The following is a 21488-nucleotide window of genomic DNA, read 5'->3' as shown; positions in this document are numbered from 1 at the left end:
TTTGATGCGGCACAATCTAGCTAAGTTGCTTCAGAAGCTGCTGGGGCAGTTGCAGAATCGCTTCCGCATTGGAGAAAGAAAAACACTTATCGGCCGCTTCCAGATTCGGCATCCACGCGTGGTTCAGATGCTCGCGCGGGCTAAGCGTGATGGCGATATCGCGCGGCACTTCCACGCTGAACACATGCTCGGTGTTTTCCGTCACACCCGGCGCGTAGCGGTGGCGCCAGACCGGGTAGATGGTGTAGATGTTGGACAAGTGCCAGTCGCGCAGCACGATGCGCTCGCCGTCGGCGACGATGCCGGTTTCCTCGAACAGTTCGCGCGCGGCCGTCTGCAGCAAGGGCTCATCGACGGCGTCGAGCGAACCGGTCACCGATTGCCAGTAGCCGGGCTTGTCGGCGCGTTCGATCAGCAGCACTTGCAGGTCGGCGGTGTGGATTACTACCAGCACGGATTCGGGTATCTTGTATGGCATAAGCTTCAGACAAAAGAAAAGGCGCCACGTGTGAACGTTGGCGCCTTTTCATTATGCCAGACTAATTAGCTTACGACTTTCGGCTCGACGGCGCGCAGACGGATGTGCAGTTCCTTCAACTGCTTCTCGTCCACTTCCGACGGCGCCTGGGTCAGCAGATCCTGCGCGCGCTGGGTTTTCGGGAAGGCGATCACGTCGCGGATCGAATCGGACTTGGTCATCAAGGTCACGATACGATCCAGGCCGAAGGCCAGGCCACCGTGCGGCGGCGCGCCGTACTGCAGCGCGTCGAGCAGGAAGCCGAACTTCAGGCGCGCTTCGTCGGCGTCGATCTTCAACGCGCGGAACACTTTCGACTGCACTTCCTCGCGGTGGATACGGATCGAACCGCCACCCAGTTCCCAACCGTTCAGGACCATGTCGTAGGCCTTGGCGATGCAGGCGCCCGGATTGGTTTCCAGCATGTCTTCGTGGCCGTCTTTTGGCGCGGTGAACGGATGGTGGGTCGCGGTCCAGCGATCGTTCTCTTCGTCGTGTTCGAACATCGGGAAGTCCACCACCCACAGCGGCGACCAGACGTCGTCGAACAGGCCGGCGTTCTTGCCGAATTCGCTGTGACCGATCTTCACGCGCAGCGCGCCGATGGCGTCGTTGACGACCTTGGCCTTGTCGGCGCCGAAGAAGATCAGGTCGCCGTCTTCGGCGCCGGTCATTTCGATCACTTTGGCCAGGGCGGCGTCGTGCAGGTTCTTGACGATCGGCGATTGCAGGCCGTCGCGGCCCTTGGCCTTCTCGTTGACCTTGATGTACGCCAGGCCGCGCGCGCCGTAGATGGCGACGAACTGCGTGTAGGCATCGATTTCCGAACGCGGCATTTCGGCGCCCTTCGGCACGCGCAGGCCGACCACGCGGCCGTTAGGCATGTTGGCGGCGCCCGAGAAGACCTTGAAGTCGACGTCCTTCATCACTTCGGTCAGGTCGGTGAACGACAGCTTGACGCGCATGTCCGGTTTGTCCGAACCGTATTTGCCCATGGCTTCGGAGAAGTCCATCACCGGGAACGGGTTCGGCAGGTCGACGTCCATCGTGTTCTTGAAGACGATGCGGATCATTTCCTCGAACAGGTCGCGGATTTCCTGTTCGGTCAGGAACGAGGTTTCGCAGTCGATCTGGGTGAATTCAGGCTGGCGGTCGGCGCGCAAGTCTTCGTCGCGGAAGCACTTGGTGATCTGGTAGTAACGGTCGAAGTTGGCGACCATCAGCAACTGCTTGAACAGCTGCGGCGACTGCGGCAGCGCGAAGAAGCTGCCGGCGTTGACGCGCGACGGCACCAGGTAGTCGCGTGCGCCTTCCGGGGTCGACTTGGTCAGCATCGGCGTTTCGATATCGATGAAGCCCAGGTTGTCCAGGTACTTGCGCACTTCCATCGTCACCTTGTAGCGCAGGCGCAGGTTGTTCTGCATCTGCGGACGGCGCAGGTCCAGCACGCGGTGGGTCAGGCGGGTGGTTTCGGACAGGTTGTCGTCGTCCAGCTGGAACGGCACGGCAACGGAAGGGTTCAGCACTTCCAGTTGCGAGCACACGACTTCGATCTTGCCCGACTTCAGGTTGGTGTTGACGGTGCCGGCCAGGCGATCCTTGACCACGCCGGTCACGCGCAGGCAGAACTCGTTACGCACGGCTTCGGCGGCCTTGAAGACCTCGGCCTGTTCCGGATTGCAAACGATCTGCACCAGGCCTTCGCGGTCGCGCAGGTCGATGAAGATCACGCCGCCGTGGTCGCGGCGACGATGTACCCAGCCGCACAGGCTGACGGTTTGGCCAAGCAGCGCTTCAGTGGTGAGGCCGCAGTAGTGAGTACGCATTGAGGACATGTTTATTTCTCGGTTCAGGTTAGATTGCTCGTGAATTCGGTGTGATGCGTGTTCTTGGGTGATGCTGTTTTTACTTGCTAACGACTTCGATGGCTTGGGGCACGCTATCCGGCGCCACCACGCCCATCGAGACGATGTACTTCAGGGCCGCGTCGACCGTCATGTCGAGTTCGACCACATCCTTGCGCGCCAGCATCAGGAAAAAGCCCGACGTCGGATTCGGCGTGGTCGGCACATAGACGCTGACATAGTCTCCGACCAGATGGTTCTTGACGTCGCCGCCGGGCGTGCCGGTCAGGAAGGCGATGGTGTACGAGTTCTGGTGCGGATACGGAATCAGCACGGCCTTGCGGAAGGCGTTGCCGGACGACGAGAACAGGGTGTCCGACACTTGCTTGACGCTCGAATAGAGCGAGTTCACCAGCGGAATGCGCTTGAGCAGCTTTTCCCACATGCGCACCACGTAGTTGCCGACCAGGTTATTGGTCAGCAAGCCGGTCAGGAACACGATCACGATCGTCAGCAGCGTGCCCAGGCCGGGGATGTCGAAGCCGATCAGCGTATGCGGCTGCCAGCGCTCCGGCACGAACAGCAGCGACTGGTCCATCGTGTTGATGACCAGGCTCAGCACCCAGGCGGTAATCGCCAGCGGCACCAGGATCAGCAGACCGGTAATGAAATATTTACGCATCGAAGACTCTTATATGGGTGCTCATGTGGGTGGAATGAAGGTTGGCAGCGGCCGGGCCGCTGCCGTCGTTCAGGCCGTTCCCGTGCCGCTCGCCGGCTTGGCGGGCGTGCTTGCAGCCGCGTCCGCCTTGGGCGCGTCGGCCTTGGCCGCACCATCCACCGGACCGGTGGATACGCCCGTCGCCGGCGGCGTGCCGCCACGGAAATCGGTCGCGTACCAGCCGGTACCCTTCAGCTGGAAGCCAGCGGCGGTTAATTGTTTCTTAAACGACTCCTTGCCGCACGACAGGCAAACAGTCAGCTGCGGGTCGGAAATCTTCTGCAAGACATCCTTGGCAAAACCACATGCCTCGCAGCGGTAAGCGTAGATCGGCATCTATTACTCCGCAAAAATCATCAAAACCCTGAATTATAAAGCTTTTTACCGTTCGCTAGCCTGTTTCCTGTGGTTAAGCCCGGCGACGGGCGGAATGCTATCGATTGCCTTGGCAAAATCCGCTCGTAAAATTTTAATAAGCGTGATTTAATAGCGGGCTCTAGCGCTGATTTCCCAATCCCCGAATCGCCGCCTCGACGCTGTCCGCACTGCCGACGCACCGAAAACCGACCTCCATGATTGGGAATTATTAATGAAGAAGTATCTGTTCGCCGGCCTGCTGGCCACCACGCTGTTCACACCCGCTTTCGCGCAAAGCAAGTTTGTCGCCGAATCGCCGGAACAACCCATTCATCGCCGCACCGTTGTCGCCAGCATGGCGTTGCTCGTTGTGCTGGGCTTGGCCAAGCCGCGTCTGGCCAGACCGTCGACGCCCCGTCGCGCGGATGCCTGACGACACCGGCAAATTCATCTAAAACACGTAGGGCGGATTAGGCGGAACGCCGTAATCCGCCATCTTTGAGCCGCCGGCGGAGCATGCATGGCGGACTACGCTTCGCTAATCCGCCCTACGTGTCTCCATAGCTTTTTTAGCCATGTGGCCGTCGGCGCCAGATCATCCAGCGCTCCTTGCCTTCGAATACGGGGATGGAATCGCTGACGGCCTGGTCTGCGATGCATTCGAAATCTTGCTGCAACAACGCTTCCAGCTGCTCGCGGGCGATGCCGAACGGCGGCCCCTTGAGCGCATCGTCGAAGAAGAAGTAGCCGGCCAGCAGCGCCCCGACGGGCAATAGCTCCGCCCAGCGCGTCGCCACTTTGGGCCACATCGCGCGCGGCATGGCGCACAGGAAGGCGCGCTCGTAAATCAGCTGCAACGGCAGCGCGGGCTGCCAGGCGAAGAAATCCGCCTCGACCACACGATCCGCATGCCCGCCAGCGGCAAGCTTACCGGCCTGCACCGCCTGCGGCGAAAAGTCGATGGCCGTTGCATCCCACCCCGCCCCGGCCAACAGCGCCAGTTCATAGGCCGAGCCGCAACCCGGTATCAAGGTGACCATCGGCGCGTTGGCGGCGACAAGGTCGCGCAGCGCCAGCGGCACGCCGCCGCGATCCCACGGCATGAAGTTGCGCTCAAAGCGTTCATCCCAGAACGCCGGCGACATCGGATCGCGTTGCTGGAAGTCGGCCATGATCAGAGCAGGTGGTGCCAGCGCAAATACAGCTGGAAGCCGGCCACGCCCAGCCCGAACGCGCCGCCAACATAAATCACCAGGCTGAGCAGGCGGTTGGTGCGCTGCTGTTCGTGGATCAAGACTTTGATCAGCTCGCCGTTGTCGGCGGGTTTTTCGCCCTGCTGCTCCAGCGCCCGGTGCACCAGGCGCGGCAGTTGCGGCAGGATCTGCGTGTAGCGCGGCGCCTCGGCCTTCAAGCGCTGCAACAGGCCCTGCCAGCCGACCTGCTCGGCCATCCAGTTTTCCAGATACGGCTTGGCGGTCTTCCACAGGTCCAGGTCCGGGTCGAGCTGGCGGCCCAGGCCTTCGATGTTGAGCAGCGTCTTTTGCAGCAGCACCAGTTGCGGCTGCACTTCGACATTGAAGCGGCGCGAGGTCTGGAACAGCCGCAGCAAGATCTGACCGAAGGAAATATCCTTCAGCGGACGGTCGAAGATCGGCTCGCAACAGGCGCGCACGGCCGATTCGAGCTCGTCGACGCGGGTTTCCTTCGGCGCCCAGCCCGATTCGATGTGCGCTTCAGCCACACGCTTGTAGTCGCGGCGGAAGAAGGCCAGGAAGTTCTGCGACAGGTAATCCTTGTCGTAGTCGTTGAGCGTGCCGACGATGCCGAAGTCGAGCGCGATGTAGCGGCCCAAGGTTTCCGGCTCGATCGACACCAGGATATTCCCCGGGTGCATATCGGCGTGGAAAAAGCCGTCACGGAACACTTGCGTGAAGAAAATCTCGACGCCGTCGCTGGACAGTTTTTTCAGGTCCACGCCGGCCGCTTCCAGCTTGTCGATCTGCGACACCGGCAGGCCGTGCATGCGCTCCATGACGATCACGCTGTTGGAACAATAGTCCCAGTACATTTCCGGCACCATCAACAGCTTGGAGTCGGCGAAGTTGCGGCGCAGCTGGCTGGCGTTGGCCGCCTCGCGCATCAGGTCCAGCTCGTCATGCAGGTATTTGTCGAACTCGGCGACGACTTCCTTCGGCTTCAGCCGCTTGCTGTCGGCCCACACGCGGCCGACCCACTCGGCGGCGATGTGCATCAGCGCCACGTCCTCGTCGATGGACTTCTTCATGCCCGGGCGCAGCACCTTGACCGCCACCTGTTTGCCATCCTTCAAGGTGGCGAAGTGCACCTGCGCGATCGACGCCGACGCCACCGGGACGCGCTCGAACGAGGCGAACAGCTGGTCCGGATGGGCGCCCAGCGATTTGCGGATCTGCGCGATGGCCAGGTCGGAATCGAACGGCGGCACCCGGTCCTGCAGGCGCGACAGCTCGATCACCAGATCGGCCGGTATCAGGTCGCTGCGGGTCGACAGCACCTGGCCGAACTTGACGAAGATCGGCCCCAGGTCCTCCAGCGCCATGCGCAGGCGCACGCCGCGCGGGGCGGAGATGTCGCGCCAGAAAATGACCGTGTCGATGAGTTTGGCGGTGCGCGGCACTTTGAGGCCGGAGATGGCGATTTCGTCGAGACCGTAACGAATGGCGACCCGCAGGATCTTCAGCAGGCGTAAAAATTTCAAAATCATTGGGTTCCCAATTTCTGTTCCAGTTTGGCCAGGCGCTTGGCGGCCCGTTCCACGTCATCGCGCAGGCGCACCACGTCGGCCGAGAATTCCTCCACCGCCTGCGGGCGTATCAGCACCTGTTTTTCGTCGAGCAGGAACTCGGCGACGTTCTCGGCCAGCTTCTGGTGGCCCGCCTTGACCGCCTCGAACGCGGCCTTGGCGCCCGACACCATGCGCACCGCCGCCACCGGGCCGACGACTTTTTCCAGGTCGGCCTCCGCTTCCCAGCGCAGCGACGTGCTCAGGTTGGAGATGGCGTTGGCGAAATCGGCATCGCCCTCGATGCGTACATACGAAAACGCGCGTTCGCGGTTTTGCGCGATCAGCGGCAGATCCGACAATTTGACCTTGATGGTAACCCGGGCCGGCTCATCCGCCGGTGCGGGTTCGAACATACCGTCGGCCGTCACGCGCAGGCGCAGCGCGACGGTGCCGGCGTCGATGCAGGCGACCTTGCCCGCGTGGCGCAGCAACTGCTGGCGCGCCCACGGTTCCTGCGCCAGCAAATGGTTGATGGCCGCGCTGGCCGGCGCGGCGGCGGATAACAGGGCGGACAAGTGACTGAAATTCGGTGGGATCATCGGTAGGTCGTCGCTCAAACAAGTTCTTTACGCCAGAAAAACAAAACCGCCCGGAAAGCGGGCGGTCTTGATCTTACCAGTTCGCCGGGATTTCCCGGTGATTACGCCAACTGTTGAATACCAGCAAGCAACCAGCCCGAAGCGCCGGAGACCGGCTTGGTCAGGTTCCACACCTCGTTGAACGGCTCGGCCAGCGCGTCCGGCGCGGGCTTGATCATGCCGGTGAACTTGACGCTGGCCAGGTACTCGGTCTCGGTCGTCTCGATGCCCAGCAGCTCGGCGTCGATGCTGACGACGTCGGTGTAGTCCTTCTGCGCGCCGCGCTCGTTGATTTGCATTTTCATTTCAGCAAACACTTCAGGCGTGGTGAACTCGCGGATGTCGGCGGTGTCACCCTTGTCCCAGGCCGCTTGCAGGCGGATGAAGTTGCTCTTGGCAACGCGCAGGAACGACACGGCGTCGAAGTCGCCCGGCACGCCCCAAGGGGTGTGCGGCACCGGCGCGGCTTGCGCCGGCTGGTATTGCTGTTCAGGCAGGCGCGAACCGATTTCCGGCGTGCCGCCGGCTTGCGGCGCGTAGGCCTTGTTGTAGCTGTTATCGTAGGCGTTGTTGTTGCCGTTGAAGTTGCCGCCGAAATTGCCACCTGCCGCCGGCGCCACGGTCGGCTGCGACTTGCGGCGGAACATGCGGAAAATGAAGTATGCGGCGCCGGCCAGCAACGCCAGCATCAACATCGTGCTCAGGATGCTGGCCATCGCACCGCCGATACCAAGGTGCGAGAACAGGGCGCCCAGGCCCAGGCCCAGCAGCGCGCCGCCGAGGATACCTTTCCACATGCTTGGGCGCTTCGCCGGCATGGCGTTAGGCGCATTTTGTGCGTTTGGCGCCGGCGCGGGGGCGGCCTGGCGCGGTGCCGGGGTCGGCGCGGCGGCCGGCGGCATGCGGTTGACGTTTTGCGACTGGCGGCCGATCGAACGGTTGCCGCCGGCGGGACGCGCGGTCGCCTCGGCCAGCATCGTGAAGGCGGACAGCGCGACAACCGCGCTGATCATCAGTTTTTTCATGTTCATGGTCATTCCTACAGTATTTACAGTTTGATACCAGTGTGTAAAGCGGCCACACCTGCCGTCAAGTTGTAATACGTTACCCGTTCCAGACCCGCATCTTCCATCATGGTTTTGAGCGTGTCCTGATCCGGGTGCATGCGGATCGACTCGGCCAGGTAGCGATAGCTTTCGGCGTCGCCGGCGATCTTTTGGCCCATCCAAGGCAGCACCTTGAACGAGTAAATATCGTACGGTTTTTGCAAAGGCGTCGCCACCTTGGAAAACTCCAGCACCAGCAGCTTGCCGCCGGGCTTCAATACGCGGCGCATTTCCGCCAGCGCCTGATCCTTGTGGGTCATGTTGCGCAGCCCAAAAGCGACGCTGACGCGGTCGAAATAGTTGTCCGGGAAGGGCAATTTCTCGGCGTCACACAACAAGGTGGGGGTCAACAGGCCGCGATTCAAGAGGCGGTCGCGGCCAACGCGCAACATCGACTCGTTGATGTCGGTCAGCCAGACCTCGCCGGTCGGGCCGGCCTGCTTGGCGAACACCTTGGCCAGGTCGCCCGTGCCGCCGGCGATGTCGAGGCACTTGAAACCGGGGCGCACGGCCGCGTGGGCGATGGTGAACGTCTTCCACAGACGGTGCAGGCCACCCGACATGACGTCGTTCATGATGTCGTACTTGGCGGCGACGGAATGGAAAACCTTCGCAACTTCGCGGACTTTGTCGTCTTCCGCGACGGTTTTGTAACCGAAATGAGTGGTATTTGTCATGGTGGCAGGCCTGTTAGTTTGCCTGCATTATACAAGCTGCCTGTCTTGAGGGCGCTGCGGAACCATGTCAGAATCGACAACCCTTTCAACCGAGATTCTCAAAATGAAAAAAATCATCGCAACATTGCTGTTTTGCGCCTCCGGCGCCGCGTTCGCCAATTCGGCGTGCGACGTGCCGAAGAACGATTTCGACGGCCTGTATTGCCTGAACAAGGTCTATCAGGAGGCCGACAAGGAGCTCAACACCAATTACCAGGCCCTGAGCGCCAAGCTGGACGCCGATGGCAAGAAATCGCTGAAGACCGGCCAATTGGCTTGGATTCAAAGCCGCAACAGCAGTTGCTCGAAGCGCGAATCGACCGGCTTCTATGTCAATCTCGACTGCGCGACCAACACCACCATCAAGCGCGCCCAGTTCCTGCAGGACCGCGTGCGCGAGTGCGCCAGCGCCGGCTGCCAGAACAGCAAGCTGAAGGACTAAACGCTTCCGCGTCTAGCGCGCGGGCAGGTGGCGCCACTCCAGTCCGAGCGCGGCGCGCTTGCGGAAGCCCTTCCACAGGCCCGGATCGGGCTTGATGGTGCCGTCGGCGGTCAGCGGCGGCAACTCCAGATACGCTTGCAACGGCTGCGCCTTGAGGTGGATGCCGAGGAAGGCCGTCACGAAATGCTGGTTGATGTTGTTGATGCGGCGGCTATCCCACACCGGCTCGGAATAGGACATGAAATCGTCAAAGCTGGACCACATCGCCGGTGAAGGCGGATTCGGCGCCGAGTTGTGGCGGCCGCCCTGGTAGGTCAGCAGGTAGCGGTCCGCATTGACGGCGCCCTCGAAGATGCGCACCACGCCATCCTTGTAGCCGGCCACGTCGTCCTGGTCGCCGCTGATGAACAAGGTCGGCGTGCGCACGCCGGCCAGCCCTTCGGCATCCCACACCTTGTGCGCGCCGCCCCATGGCGCGAACGCCACCACCGCCCTGATGCGGCCGTCGCGGCGCGCTTCGTAGTCCGCGTTGCCCTGCTGGTTCACGGCCAGCTTGCCGCCTGGGACAAACGCGGCAGCGGCCGCACTCACGCCCGCGCCGACGGTGTTCAGCGCGCCATAGGCGCCCATCGAGTAGCCGATCAATGCCGTGTTGCCGGCGTCGGTTACGCCGGCGAGGAAGTGGCCGCTGCCCGGCTTGGCCCAGGCAGCCACGCTGTCGAGCACAAACAGGTCGTCCAGGCGGCGGTTTAGCAAGGTGCTGGCGAAGCCGGCCTTGTCCGCGCGCGTCGATTCGGGATGGTCGATCGCCACCACGACGTAGCCCTTCGACGCCAGGTTCTCGGTCAGGTAGCTCATTTGCAGGCGCGAACCGGGATAACCGTGCGAGACGATCACCAGCGGATAGCGTCCGGCGACCGGCGCCGCGTCGCGCGCCGCGCGGCCGTTGAACTGGAACGGCGTGTTGGGGCGGGCGGGATCGTTGGGGCCGGAACCGAGAACATCGTTATAAACCGTATGCTCCTTTTGTCCGGCCGCCAGGGTGGCGGGATACCAGACTTCCAAGGTGAGCTTGCGGGTGTAGCGCGGATTCGAATTGGCGTCGCTGTAACGGAGCACGTCCAGCTGGTCCGCATGCTCGGCGACCAAGGTGCGCACGCCGACCGGCAACGACCCGCGCGCGGCCAGCTCCGGCGCGTCGGGACGGAAGTCGCCGAAGTACTCTTGCGCGTGCAGTGGGGCGACCAATGCCGATACGGCTATCGCCGCGATCATTATTCTGCTAACTGCCTTCATATTCGCATCCTATTCTGAACAGAACTTAAACACGGAGACACGTAGGGCGGATTAGCGAAGCGTAATCGGCCATGCATGCGCCGCCGATTGCGCATGCATGGCCGATTACGGCGTTCCGCCTAATCCGCCCTACGTGTTACCCAGATTATTTGAGGCATCGAGCCCCAAATGCTCCCGCAACGTCGTGCCACGGTACTCGGTGCGGAACAAGCCGCGCCGCTGCAATTCCGGCACCACCAGCGACAGAAAATCGTCCAATCCGCCCGGCAGCGCCGGCGCCATGAAATTGAAACCGTCGGCCGCCTCCTGCTCGAACCACGCCTGCATCTGATCGGCCACCGTCTGCGCCGTGCCGACGACCGTGAAGTGCCCGCGCCCGCCGGCAATACGCTCGTACAGCTGGCGTATCGTCAAATTCTCGCCTTGGGCCAGATCGATCAACAACTGCTGGCGGCTGCGCTGGCCGTCCTGCGTCTGCGGTAGCTCCGGCAACGGACCGTCCAGCGGATATTCCGACAAATCGAAGTTACCGATCATGCGGCCCAACAGCGCCAGGCCGGCCTTCGGCTCGATCAAACGCTGCAACTCACCGAACTTGTCGTCTGCCTCGCCCTGAGAGCGCCCCACCACCGCGAACAAGCCGGGCATCACTTTCAGCGACTCCGGCGCGCGGCCATGCGCCACCAGCCGCCGCTTCATGTCGCGGTAAAAATCCTGCGCCTTCGCCAGCGACGGCTGCGCCGTGAACACCACCTCCGCCGTGGCGGCGGCCAGCTCACGCCCCGCCTCCGAGCCGCCGGCCTGCACCACCACCGGCCGTCCCTGCGGGCTGCGCGACACGTTCAGCGGCCCGGCGACGGCGAAATGCGGACCACGATGATTCAGCTTGCGCAGCCTGGCCGGATCGATCAACCGGCCGCCATCCTTGTCGTTAATAAGCGCCCCATCTTCCCAACTATCCCACAATCCCGTGACAACCTGATGAAATTCTCGCGCGCGCTCATAACGCGCCGCGTGCGCCACATGCTGGTCGCGGCCGAAATTGGCCGCCTCCGCCGCATTATCGGACGTCACCAGGTTCCAGCCCGCCCTGCCCTCCGATATCTGATCGAGCGACGCGAATTGGCGCGCCACCGTGTACGGTTCGTTGTAGGTCGTGGTGGCGGTGCCGATCAAACCGATCTTTTCGGTCGACGCGGCCAGCGCCGACAACAACGTCAACGGCTCCAGCGCCGGCATGCCGCCGGTCAGCGCCAGGCTGTCGGCGAAGAACACCGCGTCCAGGCAGGCCCGTTCCGCACTTTGCACCTGCTGCCGGAATACCTTGAAGGGATTCGACTCCAGGTCCGTTTGCGGATGCCGCCACGCGGCCACGTGGTGCCCGTGACGCATCATGAAGGCGGCGATACTAAGCTGCTTACTTGGTGCGCGCGTCATCAGAACTCCTTGCGCGCGGTGATGCCGAAGTAACGCTCGTCGTCGCGTGGCACCGCGCGCGTGACGTAACCGGTCGAGGTGACCAGATTGGTGGCGTAGGATTTGTTGGCGAGGTTTTTACCCACCAGCGCGACGCGCCAGCCGCCCGGCGTCGACGACAAGGCGATGCCGGCGTTGATGACGCCATACGCGCCCTGAATCGCGTCCGGCGACTGGAACAGGTCGAACTGCGTCTTGGCCTGATACGTATAGTCGGCCGAGAAGTCGACGATCAAGCCGTTTTGCAGCGGCAGCGCGTAGTTGGCGCGGGTGAAGGACTTCCACTTCGGCGAGAACGGCAATGGCTGGCCATTCAGGTTGCACGACGCAGTGGCGGCCGGCGGGCAGTTGAAGCTGTCGATGCTCGCGTCGGTGTAGGCCAGCGAGGCGGTCAACGTCAGCTGGCGGGTCGGCCGCGCGTTGACATCCAACTCGACGCCCTTGGTCGAGACATCGCCGGCGTTGATCAGTCGAGTGATCACGGTGCCTGCGACGGTGTCGAAGAAGTTGGCCTGGTAGTTCGAGTACTTGGTGTTGAAGACGGCGACGTTAGCGGTCAGGCGGCGGTCGAAGGCGCTCGCCTTCAGTCCCAGTTCGAACGAATCGGATGTCTCGGGCTTGAGCGCCAAGGTGTCGCGGCCAAGCATGTTGAAGAAGACGTTGTAAGCCGGTCCCTTGTAGCCGCGCGAGTAGGTCGCGTAAGCGTTCACGTCGCGCGACAGCTGGTACTGCAGGCCGAGACGCCCGGAGTAGCCGTCTTCGCTGGTGGACCCGCTGTTGCTGACGCCCGGCTGCACGCCGGGGAACGCCGCCGTCGATGTCGACGTACGCACATGGTCGTAGGACAGTGCATCCTTGGTCCAGCGCGCGCCGGCGATGGCGCGCCATTCCGGCGTCAGATTGAGCGTGCTCTCGCCGAACAGCGAGTAGCTGTCGTTCTCTACGCCGTAGTCGGCGCGGCCGGAATTGGGCGCCGTGGTGGTGGTGACGATGCGCTGATACGTTTCGCGGTCCTTGCCATGCAGGTAGAAGGCACCGACGACGTATTCGAGGAATTGGTCCTTCGGCGAAGCCAGTCGAAGTTCCTGCGACACCTGGCGGAAGTCGACGGTGCCGATATCGCGCGTGGCCGGATAGGCCGCCGTAATGCGCGCCGCCTCCGCCGCGTTGCCGATGGCCGAGGTGCTGGTGTTCTGCTGGTTGTCCCAGTCTCGCACCGCCGTGATCGACGTCAGCGTGTAGCCGCCGTTGCGCCAATCCACCTGCGCGGACAGGCCCTTGTTGGTGTCGCGGATGTCGCTTGGGATATCCGTGTTGATGCTGCGGTTTTCGGTCGATGCCACCACCGGCGCGATCGCCTGCGAGAACGGCGCGCTGGTGGATTTATAGGCCACGAAGGACGGCGACGCGTTCGAACGCAGATAGTCGGCGATCAGGCTGATATCCAGATCCTTGTTCGGCGTGATGTCGACGCGGGCACGCACGCCTTTGCGGTCGTAACCATTGACCTTGCCGCCGCCGGCATGCACGTTGTCGACATTGCCGTCGTAGTCCGCATACAGCGCGGTGACGGCGGCGGTGACCACGCCCGGCTGGATCGTTCCCGACAGGCCGGCGCGTACGCGCTTCTCATTGCCCTCGTACCAGGAAGCGTCGACAAAGCCGCTGGTCTGCTCCGAGGGCTTGCGACCGATCACATTGAGCACGCCGGACGACGCATTCTTGCCGAACAAGGTGCCTTGCGGGCCGCGCAGAATTTCGATGTGTTCGATGTCCAGCAAATCCAGCGTCGCCTGCCCTGGGCGCGCATACACCACACCGTCGATCACAGTCGACACAGTGGGTTCCACGCCGGGGGAGGTCGAGATGGTACCGATACCGCGCACGAAGATCGTCGAATCCTTGTTACCGCCCTGCTGACGGAACGTTACGCTCGGCACTTCCTGGACGATGGTGTCGATGCTGGTGCGGTTGGCCTGCGCCAGATCGTCTCCGTTCAACACCGACACGGCCACCGGCACCGATTGCAGCGACGCGTTGCGACGGGTCGCGCTAACCGTCACGCTGGGAACGGCGGCGCTGTCGGTGCGGTCCAGGATGGGCGCGCTCGCCGCCAGCGCATCCGCGTCCACCCCGCCCGCCCATGCGGAGCTGACAAGCAAAGCGCCCAACGTCAGCGCACCGATTTTTTTACTATTGTTCTTCATTGCCGATCCCTTGATTTGAAAGCGCCCTTTGCGCCATATGCGGAAAATCCACTTTCATCATCGAAGAACCAACTTAGTTCCCCGGCTGACGTTTGCTAGACTTTGAATGGTACCGATACCCTTTTTTTAGTGTCGGTGCGGGCCGATTTGAAGTCAAAGAATTAAAAAACTCATCGATATGTCTTTTCTAAATATACGCGGACCAAGCAAATGAGCGAACCGGAAAGCACACGCAAACGCCGTGGCTCCGGCCGCGCCACTATCCACGACGTGGCGCGGCTGGCGGAAGTCGGCTCGATTACCGTGTCGCGCTACTTCACGGAGCCGGGCCGCGTCGCGGCCACGCGCAGCGCGCGCATCGCGGCCGCCGTCAAGCAGTTGGGCTATGTGCCCAATCTGATGGCGGGCAGCCTGGCGTCGTCGCACAGCCGCATCATCGGTATGGTGATTCCCAATATCTCGGGGCCGATCTTCGCCAGCACGATCCAGAGTTTCAGCGATACGCTGAGTCGCCATGGCTATCAGCTGCTGCTGGCGTCAAGCTATTTCTCCGCCAAGCAGGAGGAGAAAGCGGTTCGCGCCTTCCTCGGATGGAAGCCGGCTGCACTGGTGGTGACGGGACGCTTTCACAACCGCGCGACGGAGAAGCTGATCTCCAGCGCCGGCATCCCGGTGGTCGAAACGTGGGACTACGAACCGCGCCGCAAGCCGATACAGGTCGGCTACTCCAATCACGCCGTCGGCGAGCAGGCGGCGCGCTATCTGTACGGCAAAGGCTACCGCCGCATCGCCTTCGTGCAAAACAGCCTGGCGGGCGACCTCAGTGCCGTGGACCGCAGCGACGGCTACACGGCCGTGATGCGCGAGCATGGACTGCAACCGAACATCTACGTACCAACAGCCGAGGCGCCGTTCGACGCCGGCAAACAGGCCATCGAGGCGCTGGCGCTCAAGCCTGCAAAGCGTAGCGGCCAGCACGCCGAGGCGGTCATCTTCGCCAACGACAATCTGGCGGCTGGCGCTTTGCTGGCGGGGCAACGCGCGGGGCTGGAGATACCCAAGCAGTGCGCCATCGTCGGCTTTGGCGACTATCCGTTCTCGCCGCTGCTGCTTCCCAGTTTGACCACCATCCGGCCGCCGGGACGCGAGATCGGCGAGATCGCCGCGCTGCGCATCCTCGAACAATTGGGCGTGCTGCCGGCGTCCGGCCAGGACTCGCGCCTTAACCTGCTGGCCTGCGAACTTATCGAGCGCGAAAGCGCATAAAGGAAAACCATGAAGAACATCGTCGCCAGCTTGCTGCTGGCCCTCCCCCTGCTGGCGCACAGCGCACCGGCCATCACCATCGGCTTCCAGAAAAGTAGCGGCTTGTTGGGCATATTGAAGAATCAGGGAACGCTGGAGAATGCCTTCGCCGGCCAGCAGATCAAGTGGATCGAATTCCCGGCCGGCCCGCAGATGCTGGAGGCGCTCAACGCCGGCAGCATCGATTTCGGCAGCACGGGCGCACCGCCGCCGGTGTTCGGGCAGGCGGCCGGGATCGACCTGCTGTACGTCGCGGCGGAGCCGGCGCCGGTCAACAGCGAGGCGATCTTCGTGCCGAAGGAATCGACGGCGCGCACGGTGGCGGATTTGAAGGGAAAGAAGGTCGCGTTCCAGAAGGGATCGGGGTCACACTTCCTGCTGGCGTCAGCGTTGCAGAAGGCGGGCTTGAAACTCAGCGATATCAGGCCGGTGTACCTGTCGCCATCGGATGCGCGGGCCGCCTTCGTCAGCGGCGGCATCGATGCGTGGGTGGTGTGGGACCCGTACTTCGCGTCGGCGCAGAAGTCGTATCAGGTGCGGGTACTGAGCGACTATACCGGGCTGCCGCAGGCGAATGGGTTCTATCTGGCGTCGCGCAAGTTCGCGACGCAGGCGCCGAAGGTGCTGTCGGCGCTATTGGAACAGGTGGCGCTGACCGGCCAGTGGGCCAACGCGCACACCAAGGAAGTGAGCGCTATGCTGGCGCCGCAAATGGGCCTGCCCGTGGATATCGTGGAGACTTGGCAGCGCCGCACGCGCTACGGCGCGGTGCCGGTCAGCGCCGCCATCGCCGCCAACCAGCAGCGCGTGGCGGACGTGTTCTATCAGCAGAAGTTGATACCGAAGGCGATCAATGTGGGAGGAAGCGTCTGGCCGTGGCAACCGAACGGCGGCAGGTAAAATTTGACGGAGACACGTAGGGCGGATTAGGCGGAACGCCGTAATCGGCCATCGTTGAGCCCCCGGCGGAGCATGCATGGCCGATTACGCTTCGCTAATCCGCCCTACGTGTCTCCACGTGACGCTAGTGTTTGTGGCCACAGGATGGGCCGTGCACGTGCGGCGCCGGCGTCGGGGTATTGGCGGGATCGCGGCCGCTGTCGCCTTCGAGTCCCGAAGCATGCAGGCGGTCCATATAATCCTGCCACAGCTTGTCCTTCTCGTTGCCAAGCTTGTACAGGTAATCCCACGTGAACAGTCCCGTGTTGTGCCCGTCCGTAAACGTCGGCTGCACCGCGTAGTTGCCGACCGGGTCCATCGCGGCGATGCCTACTTCGCGCTTGCCGACTTGCAGCACTTCCTGGCCGGGGCCGTGGCCCATGACCTCGGCCGACGGCGAGTACACGCGCATCAGCTCGAACGGAATCGTGAACGAGGCGCCGTCGTCGAAGGCGATGTCGAGCACCTTGGACTTGTTGTGGACGGTGATGGCGGTCGGATTCTTGGTCATAGGTGAACTTTCAATCAGGCTTACAAACGTTCGATAATCGCGGCGTGCAGCGCCGGCACCAGCGCGCGGCGCGCGGCCAACACCTCCGGCGCGCCGGACCGCGCGGCCGTGGAAAAACTCGAGTTGGGAAAATGCGCATCGTCCAGGTAACGCGGAATCACATGCCAGTGCACGTGCGGCGTCATGTTACCGAAGCTGGCCAGGTTGATCTTCTCCGGCGCCATCACGGCGCGCTGCGCCGCCTCCACAGCGAACACGACCTCCATCACATGGCCGCGCTCGGCTGCGCTGAGATCCGTCATTTCCTTGACGTGCGCGTTCCACACCACGCGCGTGAAGCCTGGATACTCGGCATCCTCGACGGCGATCACCGACAACTGGTGATCGCTCCAGATGACGACGCCCTCGGCGGGCGCCGCCAGCAGACGGCACAGATCGCAGGTATCAACAAAACCCGCCATCACACCAGCACCCGCTCGATGCCGCCGTCGTTGGCGCGCTTGACGTAGTCGGCCATCCAGTTCTCGCCCAGCAGATGCTTGGCGATCTCGACGACGATGTAGTCGGCCGTCGTGCCGGCGTCCTCGCCGTAGCGCGAGACGCCGCCCAGGCAGGCCGGGCAGCTGGTCAGGATCTTGACCTCGCCCTCGAAGCCGTCCGCGCGCAGCTTGTCGGCGCCCTTGATGACTTCCTCTTCCTTGCGGAAGCGCACCTGCGTCGAGATGTCCGGACGCGCGATCATCAGCGTGCCAGAGTCGCCGCAGCAACGGTCGTTCTTCTCGATCTTGACGTTGTCGTGGGTGGCGATCAGGCCGTTGACGGTCTTGGTCGCCTCCTGCAACTTCATCGGCGTGTGGCACGGCTCGTGGTACATATAGCGCGTGCCGGTCACGCCTTCCAGTCGCACCTGTTTCTCCAGCAGATACTCGTGGATGTCCATGATGCGGCAGCCCGGGAAGATCTTGTCGAACTCGTAGGTCGCCAGCTGGTCGTAGCACGTGCCGCACGACACCAGCACCGTCTTGATATCCAGGTAATTGAGCGTGTTGGCCATGCGATGGAACAGCACGCGGTTATCGGTCATCATTTTCTCGGCCTTGTCGTACTCGCCCGAGCCGCGCTGCGGATAACCGCAGCACAGGTAGCCCGGCGGCAGCACGGTCTGCACGCCCACTTCCCACAGCATCGCCTGGGTGGCCAGGCCGACCTGCGAGAACAGCCGCTCCGAGCCGCAGCCCGGGAAGTAGAACACCGCCTCGGTATCGGCCGTGGTCTTCTTCGGATTGCGGATGATCGGGATGACCTTGTCGTCCTCGATGTCGAGCAAGGCGCGCGCGGTCTTCTTCGGCAACCCGCCCGGCATTTTCTTGTTGATGAAGTGAATCACCTGCTCGCGCACCGGCGGCTTGCCGACGGTCGGCGGCGGCGCCTTGGTCTGCTTCTTGGCGAATTTCTTCAGCAAGTCGTTCCCCAGGCGCTGCGCCTTGTAGCCGATCCCGACCATCGCCGCGCGGGTGGCGTTGATGGTGGCCGGATCGGTGGCGTTGAGGAAGAACATCGCCGCCGATTTGCCCGGATTGAACGATTTCTTGTCCATCTTGCGCAGCAAATTACGCATGTTCATCGACACGTCGCCGAAGTCGATGTTGACCGGGCATGGCGTGACGCATTTGTGGCAAACGGTGCAATGGTCCGCCACGTCCTCGAACTCTTCCCAATGCTTGATCGAGATGCCGCGACGGGTTTGTTCCTCGTACAGGAAGGCCTCGATCAGCGACGACGTCGCCAAAATCTTGTCGCGCGGCGAGTACAGCAGGTTGGCGCGCGGCACGTGGGTCGAGCACACCGGCTTGCACTTGCCGCAACGCAGGCAGTCCTTGATGCTGTTGGCGATCTCGCCGATATCGCTTTGCTGCATGATCAGCGATTCGTGGCCCATCAGGCCGAACGACGGCGTGTAGGCATTGGACAGGTCCGCCTCCATGCCCGGCAGGTTCAGCAGCTTGCCCTTGTTGAAGCGGCCTTCCGGATCGACGCGCAGCTTGTAGTCGCGGAACGGGCCGATTTCTTCCTCGGTCAGGAACTCCAGCTTGGTGATGCCGATGCCGTGCTCGCCCGAGATGACGCCGTTGAGCGAACGGGCCAGCACCATGATGCGGGCGACGGCCGAATGCGCCAGTTGCAGCATCTCATAGTGGTCGGAGTTGACCGGCAGGTTGGTGTGGACGTTGCCGTCGCCGGCGTGCATGTGCAGCGCCACGAACACGCGGCCGCGCAGCACGCGCTTGTGGATCGCGGTCGCCTCGTCGAGGATCAGCTTGTAGGCCGCGCCGCTGAAGATCTGGCGCAGCTGGGCGCGGATTTCCTGCTTCCACGTCACGCGGATGGTGCGGTCCTGGACGATGTCGAACAAGGTCGCGTCCGGTTGGGTTTTGAGGCGCTCGTCGAACACGGCCAGCAGGCGCTCCAGGCCCAGCGCGGCGAGCTCGCCGGTGACCGTGCTCAGCGGCTTGTCGAGCTCGGCCAACAGGAAGGTCCAGCGGTCGCGCACTTGCGACAGCAGGGCTTCGGCCTGCTGCACGCGGTCGCCCAGCATTTCAGCGTCGCCCACGCCGTCGTCGGCGTCGTCGCTCTTGCCGATCGGCAGATTGCCGGCGGCGAAGAAGTCGCGCAGCTCGTCGACGAGTTGCAGCTTGTTCTGGATCGACAGCTCGATGTTGATGCGCTCGATGCCGTCGGTGTACTCGCCCATGCGGTTCAATGGGATCACGACGTCTTCATTGATCTTGAAGGCGTTGGTGTGCTTGGCGATGGCGGCCGTACGGGCGCGGTCGAGCCAGAACTTCTTGCGCGCCTCCGGGCTGACGGCGACAAAGCCCTCGCCCACGCGGGTGTTGGCGATGCGCACCACTTCCGACGCGGCCATGGCCACGGCGTTTTCGTCGTCGCCGACGATGTCCCCGAACAGCGCCATCTTCGGCAGCACGCCGCGCTTCGATTTGGTGGCGTAACCGACCGCGCGCAGGTAGCGCTCGTCCAGGTGCTCCAGGCCGGCCAGGCGCAGGGTCGCGAACTGCTCGCCCTTGGCCGGCAGGCCGTCGAGGTAATCCTTGATTTCAACGATGGACGGGATCGCGTCGCGCGCCTGGCCGAAGAACTCCAGGCAGACGGTGCGGGCGAACTTCGGCATCTTGTGCAGGATCCAGCGGCCGGACGTGATCAGGCCGTCGGTACCCTCCTTCTGGATGCCCGGCAGGCCGGACAGGAACTTGTCGGTCACGTCCTTACCCAGGCCTTCCTTGCGGAAGGTGCGGCCGGCGATCTCCAGGATCTCGGTCTTGAACGGCGCGCCCTTGGCTTCGCCGCGCGCGGTCGGATGGGTCCACTCGAGCTTGAAGCGGGCCAATGGCGTATCGTGGATCTTCGACAGGTTGTGGTCCAGGCGCGTGACTTCGAGCCAGTCGCCGTTCGGGTCGACCATGCGCCACGAGGCCAGGTTGTCGAGCGCGGTGCCCCACAGCACGGCCTTCTTGCCGCCCGCGTTCATGGCGATGTTGCCGCCGATGCAGGAGGCGTGAGCCGAGGTCGGATCGACCGCGAACACGAAGCCGGCCTTCTCGGCCGCCTCGGACACCTTGTTGGTGATCACGCCGGCGCCGGTGTAGATGGTGGCGTATTCCTTGTCCAGGCCGGGCAGCACCTTCATCTCGACCGGGCCCATGTTGAGCAGCTTCTCGGTGTTGATGACGGCCGACATCGGCGTCAGCGGAATGGCGCCGCCGGTGTAGCCGGTGCCGCCGCCGCGCGGGATGATGGTCAGACCCAGCTCGATACAACCCTTGACCAGGCCGGCCATTTCCTCTTCGCTGTCGGGCGTGAGCACGACGAACGGATACTCGACGCGCCAGTCGGTGGCGTCGGTCACGTGCGAGATGCGCTTCATGCCGTCGAAGCAGATGTTGTGCTTGTCGGTGTAGCGGCCCAGCACCTTGTTGGTGCGCTTGCGCAGGTCGTAGACCTGCTTGAATTCCTCGCCGAAGTCGGCCACGGCCTTGCCGGCCGCGCGCAGCAGCTTGATGACGTTGACGCTGCGCTGCTTGGACGCGTCCGATTCGCTGCCGTCGTCGTCGATGGTCAGGCGGCGCTTGTCGACCTCGGCCAGGCGGTGGTGCAGCGCGTTGATCAGCTCCTGGCGGCGCTTCGGGTTGTCGAGCAGGTCGTCCTGCAGGTACGGATTGCGGCGGACGGCCCAGATATCGCCGAGCACCTCGTACAGCATGCGGGCCGAGCGGCCGGTCTGGCGGGCGCCGCGCAAGGCATCGAGCAAGCTCCACGATTCCTCGCCCAGCAGCCGGATGACGATCTCGCGATCGGAAAACGACGTGTAGTTGTAAGGAATTTCACGGAGACGCTGGGTCTCCGGTCCGTGGGGCGTTTCCGCCAGCAAAGCTTGGATTTGTGCAGGGGCATTCATTATGCGATTGGACTTGTAAACTGGAACCCGGGAGGGTCATTCTAGCGTATTGCGACGCACCATGTCGGAACAGCCTTAGATGGCAGTGGGGTTCTCGGGTTCATCGCCATGCGCTATAAATTTGCGGTTGAGCTCGTTTACCGGCGATAAAATTCAACTTTACGCCTGAAAACTG

The 21488-nt window shown here is 63.0% G+C and carries 19 protein-coding genes; 4 read left to right on the top strand and 15 right to left on the bottom strand.

Annotation, left to right across the window (positions count from 1 at the left end):
• Window positions 1-16: 16 nt before the first annotated feature.
• The 4 genes from nudB to NHH88_04545 form a co-directional block, all read right to left on the bottom strand.
• A complete protein-coding gene (gene nudB / locus NHH88_04560; protein ID USX15076.1) occupies window positions 17-478 on the bottom strand; it encodes a dihydroneopterin triphosphate diphosphatase in 462 nt (153 codons plus the stop codon).
• Window positions 479-543: 65 nt separating this feature from the next.
• Complete coding sequence (aspS, locus tag NHH88_04555) at window positions 544-2343, bottom strand: aspartate--tRNA ligase (GenBank protein USX17266.1); 1800 nt, start codon at window positions 2341-2343, stop codon at window positions 544-546.
• 79 nt (window positions 2344-2422) lie between these two features.
• Window positions 2423-3043, bottom strand: coding sequence for a DUF502 domain-containing protein (locus tag NHH88_04550; protein ID USX15075.1), 621 nt, complete (start codon window positions 3041-3043; stop codon window positions 2423-2425).
• Window positions 3044-3112: 69 nt separating this feature from the next.
• Window positions 3113-3418 (bottom strand): zinc ribbon domain-containing protein, encoded by a 306-nt coding sequence (locus NHH88_04545; GenBank protein USX15074.1) that lies wholly within the window; start codon window positions 3416-3418, stop codon window positions 3113-3115.
• Window positions 3419-3671: 253 nt separating this feature from the next.
• On the opposite strand from NHH88_04545, the gene NHH88_04540 reads away from it, so the two are divergent.
• Entirely contained in the window at window positions 3672-3872 is a 201-nt protein-coding gene (locus NHH88_04540; protein USX15073.1) for a hypothetical protein, read from the top strand.
• 136 nt (window positions 3873-4008) lie between these two features.
• On the opposite strand, the gene NHH88_04535 is transcribed toward NHH88_04540, so the two are convergent.
• From NHH88_04535 to ubiE, 5 genes are all read right to left on the bottom strand, one after another.
• A complete protein-coding gene (locus NHH88_04535) occupies window positions 4009-4611 on the bottom strand; it encodes a TPMT family class I SAM-dependent methyltransferase (protein USX15072.1) in 603 nt (200 codons plus the stop codon).
• A 2-nt stretch (window positions 4612-4613) separates the two neighbouring features.
• A complete protein-coding gene (gene ubiB, locus NHH88_04530; GenBank protein USX15071.1) occupies window positions 4614-6182 on the bottom strand; it encodes a ubiquinone biosynthesis regulatory protein kinase UbiB in 1569 nt (522 codons plus the stop codon).
• Window positions 6179-6802, bottom strand: coding sequence for an SCP2 sterol-binding domain-containing protein (locus NHH88_04525; GenBank protein USX15070.1), 624 nt, complete (start codon window positions 6800-6802; stop codon window positions 6179-6181). The genes ubiB and NHH88_04525 overlap by 4 nt, the downstream gene beginning before the upstream one ends.
• Before the next feature lie 101 nt (window positions 6803-6903).
• A complete protein-coding gene (locus NHH88_04520) occupies window positions 6904-7872 on the bottom strand; it encodes a Tim44-like domain-containing protein (GenBank protein ID USX15069.1) in 969 nt (322 codons plus the stop codon).
• A 17-nt stretch (window positions 7873-7889) separates the two neighbouring features.
• Window positions 7890-8624 (bottom strand): bifunctional demethylmenaquinone methyltransferase/2-methoxy-6-polyprenyl-1,4-benzoquinol methylase UbiE, encoded by a 735-nt coding sequence (gene ubiE / locus NHH88_04515; GenBank protein USX15068.1) that lies wholly within the window; start codon window positions 8622-8624, stop codon window positions 7890-7892.
• 103 nt (window positions 8625-8727) lie between these two features.
• On the opposite strand from ubiE, the gene NHH88_04510 reads away from it, so the two are divergent.
• Entirely contained in the window at window positions 8728-9105 is a 378-nt protein-coding gene (locus tag NHH88_04510) for a lysozyme inhibitor LprI family protein (GenBank protein USX15067.1), read from the top strand.
• A gap of 12 nt (window positions 9106-9117) precedes the next feature.
• Here the strand turns inward: NHH88_04510 and NHH88_04505 are convergent, their stop codons facing one another.
• The 3 genes from NHH88_04505 to NHH88_04495 form a co-directional block, all read right to left on the bottom strand.
• Entirely contained in the window at window positions 9118-10380 is a 1263-nt protein-coding gene (locus tag NHH88_04505; GenBank protein ID USX15066.1) for a dienelactone hydrolase, read from the bottom strand.
• A gap of 150 nt (window positions 10381-10530) precedes the next feature.
• Window positions 10531-11838, bottom strand: coding sequence for an LLM class flavin-dependent oxidoreductase (locus NHH88_04500; protein USX15065.1), 1308 nt, complete (start codon window positions 11836-11838; stop codon window positions 10531-10533).
• Window positions 11838-14084 carry a TonB-dependent receptor gene (locus NHH88_04495; protein USX15064.1) on the bottom strand — a complete coding sequence of 749 codons (2247 nt, stop codon included), beginning with the start codon at window positions 14082-14084 and terminating at the stop codon, window positions 11838-11840. The genes NHH88_04500 and NHH88_04495 overlap by 1 nt, the downstream gene beginning before the upstream one ends.
• Window positions 14085-14294: 210 nt before the next feature.
• On the opposite strand from NHH88_04495, the gene NHH88_04490 reads away from it, so the two are divergent.
• Together NHH88_04490 and NHH88_04485 are read left to right on the top strand one after the other, a co-directional pair.
• Window positions 14295-15350 (top strand): LacI family DNA-binding transcriptional regulator, encoded by a 1056-nt coding sequence (locus tag NHH88_04490; protein ID USX15063.1) that lies wholly within the window; start codon window positions 14295-14297, stop codon window positions 15348-15350.
• Between the two features lie 9 nt (window positions 15351-15359).
• The gene (locus NHH88_04485) at window positions 15360-16289 is read left to right on the top strand and encodes a sulfonate ABC transporter substrate-binding protein (protein ID USX15062.1); all 930 of its coding nucleotides are present in this window, start codon (window positions 15360-15362) and stop codon (window positions 16287-16289) included.
• 124 nt (window positions 16290-16413) lie between these two features.
• Here NHH88_04485 and NHH88_04480 read toward each other — a convergent pair whose 3' ends face one another.
• From NHH88_04480 to NHH88_04470, 3 genes are read right to left on the bottom strand one after another with little or no spacing between them, the layout of a single operon-like run.
• On the bottom strand, window positions 16414-16839 hold the full coding sequence (locus tag NHH88_04480; GenBank protein USX15061.1) for a DUF971 domain-containing protein: 426 nt from the start codon (window positions 16837-16839) through the stop codon (window positions 16414-16416).
• Between the two features lie 20 nt (window positions 16840-16859).
• Complete coding sequence (locus tag NHH88_04475) at window positions 16860-17300, bottom strand: HIT family protein (protein ID USX15060.1); 441 nt, start codon at window positions 17298-17300, stop codon at window positions 16860-16862.
• Window positions 17300-21313 carry an FAD/FMN-binding oxidoreductase gene (locus NHH88_04470; GenBank protein ID USX15059.1) on the bottom strand — a complete coding sequence of 1338 codons (4014 nt, stop codon included), beginning with the start codon at window positions 21311-21313 and terminating at the stop codon, window positions 17300-17302. The genes NHH88_04475 and NHH88_04470 overlap by 1 nt, the downstream gene beginning before the upstream one ends.
• Window positions 21314-21488 lie beyond the last annotated feature (175 nt).

The organism is Oxalobacteraceae bacterium OTU3CAMAD1 (assembly GCA_024123915.1).
GTDB lineage: Bacteria > Pseudomonadota > Gammaproteobacteria > Burkholderiales > Burkholderiaceae_D > Rugamonas.
The sequence above is the reverse complement of the archived record's forward strand: the minus strand, read 5'-3'. Positions and strand labels throughout refer to the sequence as shown.

Excerpts from the sequence above, each read along its gene's own strand:
- aspS (USX17266.1), bottom strand. The coding sequence starts at position 2,343 with ATGCGTACTCACTACTGCGGCCTCACCACTGAAGCGCTGCTTGGCCAA.
- NHH88_04485 (USX15062.1), top strand. The coding sequence starts at position 15,360 with ATGAAGAACATCGTCGCCAGCTTGCTGCTGGCCCTCCCCCTGCTGGCG.
- NHH88_04500 (USX15065.1), bottom strand. The coding sequence starts at position 11,838 with ATGACGCGCGCACCAAGTAAGCAGCTTAGTATCGCCGCCTTCATGATG.
- NHH88_04470 (USX15059.1), bottom strand. The coding sequence starts at position 21,313 with ATGAATGCCCCTGCACAAATCCAAGCTTTGCTGGCGGAAACGCCCCAC.
- NHH88_04510 (USX15067.1), top strand. The coding sequence starts at position 8,728 with ATGAAAAAAATCATCGCAACATTGCTGTTTTGCGCCTCCGGCGCCGCG.
- NHH88_04495 (USX15064.1), bottom strand. The coding sequence starts at position 14,084 with ATGAAGAACAATAGTAAAAAAATCGGTGCGCTGACGTTGGGCGCTTTG.
- NHH88_04475 (USX15060.1), bottom strand. The coding sequence starts at position 17,300 with ATGGCGGGTTTTGTTGATACCTGCGATCTGTGCCGTCTGCTGGCGGCG.
- NHH88_04490 (USX15063.1), top strand. The coding sequence starts at position 14,295 with ATGAGCGAACCGGAAAGCACACGCAAACGCCGTGGCTCCGGCCGCGCC.
- NHH88_04480 (USX15061.1), bottom strand. The coding sequence starts at position 16,839 with ATGACCAAGAATCCGACCGCCATCACCGTCCACAACAAGTCCAAGGTG.
- ubiB (USX15071.1), bottom strand. The coding sequence starts at position 6,182 with ATGATTTTGAAATTTTTACGCCTGCTGAAGATCCTGCGGGTCGCCATT.
- nudB (USX15076.1), bottom strand. The coding sequence starts at position 478 with ATGCCATACAAGATACCCGAATCCGTGCTGGTAGTAATCCACACCGCC.
- NHH88_04535 (USX15072.1), bottom strand. The coding sequence starts at position 4,611 with ATGGCCGACTTCCAGCAACGCGATCCGATGTCGCCGGCGTTCTGGGAT.
- NHH88_04525 (USX15070.1), bottom strand. The coding sequence starts at position 6,802 with ATGATCCCACCGAATTTCAGTCACTTGTCCGCCCTGTTATCCGCCGCC.
- ubiE (USX15068.1), bottom strand. The coding sequence starts at position 8,624 with ATGACAAATACCACTCATTTCGGTTACAAAACCGTCGCGGAAGACGAC.
- NHH88_04540 (USX15073.1), top strand. The coding sequence starts at position 3,672 with ATGAAGAAGTATCTGTTCGCCGGCCTGCTGGCCACCACGCTGTTCACA.
- NHH88_04550 (USX15075.1), bottom strand. The coding sequence starts at position 3,043 with ATGCGTAAATATTTCATTACCGGTCTGCTGATCCTGGTGCCGCTGGCG.
- NHH88_04545 (USX15074.1), bottom strand. The coding sequence starts at position 3,418 with ATGCCGATCTACGCTTACCGCTGCGAGGCATGTGGTTTTGCCAAGGAT.
- NHH88_04505 (USX15066.1), bottom strand. The coding sequence starts at position 10,380 with ATGATCGCGGCGATAGCCGTATCGGCATTGGTCGCCCCACTGCACGCG.
- NHH88_04520 (USX15069.1), bottom strand. The coding sequence starts at position 7,872 with ATGAACATGAAAAAACTGATGATCAGCGCGGTTGTCGCGCTGTCCGCC.